We start from the raw sequence: 1,207 nt of genomic DNA, 5'->3' as shown, positions 1-1,207 counted from the left end.
CTTCAGCATCTCCAGCATCTTCTTCTCGACGTCCTTCTGCACATAGAGCACGCGCAGCGCCGAGCAGCGCTGGCCGGCACTCTGGAAGGCCGAGGCAAGGATGTCGCGTACTGCTTGTTCGGGAAGCGCGGTGGAATCGACGATCATGGCATTCAACCCGCCGGTCTCGGCGATCAGCATGGCGTCGGGCGCGGCGGTCTCGGCCAACTGCTTTTCGATCAGCTTGGCGACCTCGGTCGAGCCGGTGAAGCAGACGCCGGCAATGCGCGGATCTGATGTCAGTGGGCCGCCGACCGAGGGGCCATCGCCGGGCAGAAGCTGGATGACGTCTTCCGGCACGCCGGCTTCGCGCAGCAATTCGACGGCGCGGAAGGCGATCAGCGGCGTCTGCTCGGCCGGCTTGGCGATGACCGAATTGCCGGTGACGAGAGCTGCCGCAATCTGGCCGGTGAAGATGGCGAGCGGAAAATTCCATGGCGAGATACACGCGATCACGCCGCGCGCCTCGGTTCCAGGTTCGGCATTGGCCGCCTCGGTTGCGTAATAGCGCAGGAAATCGACCGCCTCGCGCACTTCGGCGACGCCGTCGGCCAGTGATTTGCCGGCCTCGCGGGCGGCGAGCGCGAAGAATTCGACAGCATTGGCCTCATAGAGGTCGGCGCCGCGGTTGAGGATGGCGGCGCGCTCGGCGACGGCCCGCCTCGCCCATGCCGGCTGCGCCTCCACCGCGATGCGCACGGCGGTCGCGACCTGCTTGGCGGTGGCCTCGCTGACCGTGCCGACCACCTCTTCCGGCTTTGCCGGATTGACCACCGGACGCTGCTTGCCATAGCCGGCGGCCCGGGTGATCGGCTTGGCGTGCCAGCGGTCCGGCCCGGCAAACTCGACCTTCGCCTTGTCGATCGCGGCCAGCGCCACGGGATCGGTGATGTCGAACCCCTTCGAATTGCGGCGGCCAGCACCGAAGATCGCCGACGGGCTGGGGATCGCCGGATTGCTGGCCGGACCCTGTTTCTCGACGGTTTCCAGTGGGTCGCGAGCGATATCCTCCGGCTCGACCTCCTCGTCGGTGAGCTGGTGGACGAAGGAGGAGTTTGCGCCGTTTTCGAGCAGCCGGCGGACCAGATAGGCAAGCAGGTCGGAATGCGCGCCGACCGGCGCATAGATGCGGCAGCGCGTACCCTCGGCCCGCCGCACCGTCTCATGT

General features: G+C 67.2%; 1 protein-coding gene. It reads right to left on the bottom strand.

All coding sequences use genetic code 11. The features are described 5' to 3' along the window. Positions 1-1,207 (bottom strand): proline dehydrogenase family protein (locus tag EOA86_RS35405; RefSeq protein WP_128345716.1); only part of this gene is annotated, 1,207 nt, incomplete at both ends.

The organism is Mesorhizobium sp. M5C.F.Ca.IN.020.32.2.1 (assembly GCF_004023105.1).
Taxonomy (GTDB): Bacteria; Pseudomonadota; Alphaproteobacteria; order Rhizobiales; family Rhizobiaceae; genus Mesorhizobium; species Mesorhizobium wenxiniae.
The sequence above is the reverse complement of the archived record's forward strand: the minus strand, read 5'-3'. Positions and strand labels throughout refer to the sequence as shown.